The sequence below is a fragment of the Kitasatospora sp. NPDC091207 genome (assembly GCF_044768625.1).
Taxonomy (GTDB): Bacteria; Actinomycetota; Actinomycetes; order Streptomycetales; family Streptomycetaceae; genus Kitasatospora.
This window is the reverse complement of sequence record NZ_JBIVVS010000069.1, coordinates 1-2473: the sequence shown is the minus strand read 5'-3', so window position 1 is coordinate 2473 and position 2473 is coordinate 1. Positions and strand designations below refer to the sequence as shown.

At 75.3% G+C, this 2473-nt stretch carries 1 protein-coding gene; it reads right to left on the bottom strand.

Features of this window, described 5'->3' with window-relative positions; genetic code table 11:
- On the bottom strand, nt 1–2473 hold a 2473-nt coding region (locus ACIQTO_RS38125), incomplete at both ends, for a beta-ketoacyl synthase N-terminal-like domain-containing protein (RefSeq protein WP_402398265.1).

Genomic DNA, 2473 nt, shown 5'->3' with positions numbered 1-2473 from the left:
CAACCCCCGCTGCCGCGAGAACTCCACGAACGTCCCCGGCGAGGACATCACCGTCACCCCACCCACCACACCCAACGCACACTCACCACTGCGCAGCGCCTGCGCCGCCAGATGCAGCGCCACCAAAGAGGAGGAGCAGGCGGTGTCGACGGTCAGCGTCGGACCGGTGAAGCCGAAGGTGTAGGCGATCCGGCCCGCCAGGACGCTGGCCGCGTTGCCGGTCATGAGGTAGCCGTCGACGCCGGCCGGGACCCGCGTCATGGAGGTCGCGTAGTCCTGGCCGTTGCCGCCGACGAACACACCGGTCGGGCTGTTGCGCAGCGCCGCCGGGTCGATGCCGGCGTGCTCGAACGCCTCCCACGCCGTCTCCAGCAGGTGGCGCTGCTGCGGGTCCATGCCGAGCGCCTCACGCGGCGAGATCCCGAAGAAGCCGGCGTCGAACTCGGTCGCTCCCCGGAGGAAGCCGCCTTCGGTGGTGTAGCTCTTCCCCGAGGCCGTGGCGTCCGGGTCGTAGAGGTCCTCGATGTTCCAGCCGCGGTCGGTGGGGAACGGCTCGATCATGTCGGCGCCGTCGGCGACGGCCCGCCACAGGTCGTCGGGCGAGCCGATCCCGCCGGGGAAGCGGCAGGCCATGCCGACGATCGCCATCGGTTCGTCGGTGACCGCGGCGGCCGGGGTGACGGGCTGGTCCCCGTCGTCCGCGCCGAGCAGTTCGGACACCAGGTGGTCCGCGACCGCCTCGACCGTGGGGCGGTCGAAGGCGAGCGAGACGGGCAGCCGAAGACCGGTCCGCGCGTTCAGACGGTTGCGCAGGTCGACGGCGGTCAGCGAGGTGAGGCCGAGTTCGGTGAAGGCGCGGGCGGTCTCCAGCGGCCCGGACTCCGGATAGCCGAGCACCTCGGCGACCTCGGTCCGGACCAGACCGACGAGGGCCCGGTGACGGTCCGCCGCCGCCAGTCCGGCCAGCCGGTCGCGCAGCGCCCGGGCGTCCGCCCCGAGCAGGGCCCGGACCTCGGGCAGGTCCGCGACGAAGCGGTGGGCGCGTGCCACCGTCGGCGCGGAGACCACCTGCTCCCAGTCGACATCGGCGACGACGGCGTGCTCCCGCCCGGCGCTCAGCAGCCCCAGCGCCTCGCGCAGACCGACCGGGCGGAACCCGAGGGCGGCCTGGCCCTCGTCGTCCGGGCCGACGGCCACCGACAGCCCGGGCAGCCCCAGGTGCCGGCGGTGCTGGACCACGGCCTCCGCCGCGGCCTGGGTGACGGTGGGTGACGCGGCGCCGCCGATGACGCCGACGGCGGAGGAGAGGATCAGCAGCATCCCGGCGCCGGCCCACTCGTGCAGCTCCCGCAGCTGTTCGGTCCGGCCGGTGACCAGTCGCTGCCACGCGCCGGCCGTCAACGCGCCCGTCTCCCAGGCCGATTCGTCGAGAAGGACGACGGAGCTTCCGGCGAGCTCCGCCCGCGTGGCGGCGTTCCACCGCGCGCGCTCGACGCCCTCCGGAAGTGCGGGCGCTCCAGCGGCCCCACCGGCCTCACCGGCGCCGTCCGCCGTGCCGACCAGGACGACCCGGTCGGCTCCGGCGCCTCGCAGCCAGTCCACGAGCACGCCGGTCCGGGTCCCGAGGTCGCCGACCACCGCGACCGTTCCGCTCAGGCTGACGGCGCTGCCCCCCGGCCGCGCGGGTCGCAGCCGCCGGGTGAGCACCCTCCCGGCCCGCACGGCGAGTTGGTCGTCGGCGTCCTGACCGGCGCCCAGCACGTCACGCAGCCGGTTCCAGTCCTCCTCGCTCGGCGCGGCGGGCAGATCGACGACGCCGCCCCAGCTCGCGGCCCGCTCCCAGGCGAGCACCCGCCCGACCGCCCACGGGCCGACGCCGTCCGGATCCACCGTCGTTTCCTCGGCGCCGACCGCCACGGCGTTGCGCGTGAGGCACCACAGCGGTGCGGTGTCCAGGGCCCGGGCGACCGCCACGAGCGCCCCCGCGCGCGGGCCGAGCAACGACACCGCGCCCGCGAGAGGCGTCTCACCGACGGCCCGGCGCAGCAGACCGGCGACGGCCTGCTCGTCGAGTTCGACACCGGGGTCGATTTCCAGGCGGACGACGTTCTCGACGACGGCCGCCAAGCGCCGCGCGGCCTCCGCCAGGTCATCGTCCCGGTCCTGCCCGGACGGTGTGAGGACCAGCCACGTCCCGGGCACGGTGGTGTCGCGGCGCGGAAGGTCCAGCGGCCGCCAACCCACCTCGTGGAGCAGGGAGTCACGGGAGGCCGGGCCGCCGACTCCGGTGCGGGTCGCCGGCTTCAGCCAGTAGCGCTCGCGCTGGAAGGCGTACGTCGGCAGATCGACCCGCCGCGGCTCCTGGCCCGCGAACAGGACCGCCCAGTCGGCGTCGGCACCGTGCACGAAGGCGTGCGCGAGGGCCGTCACCGCCTGCCGGCACTCCGGACGGTCCGCACCCAGCATCGGCATG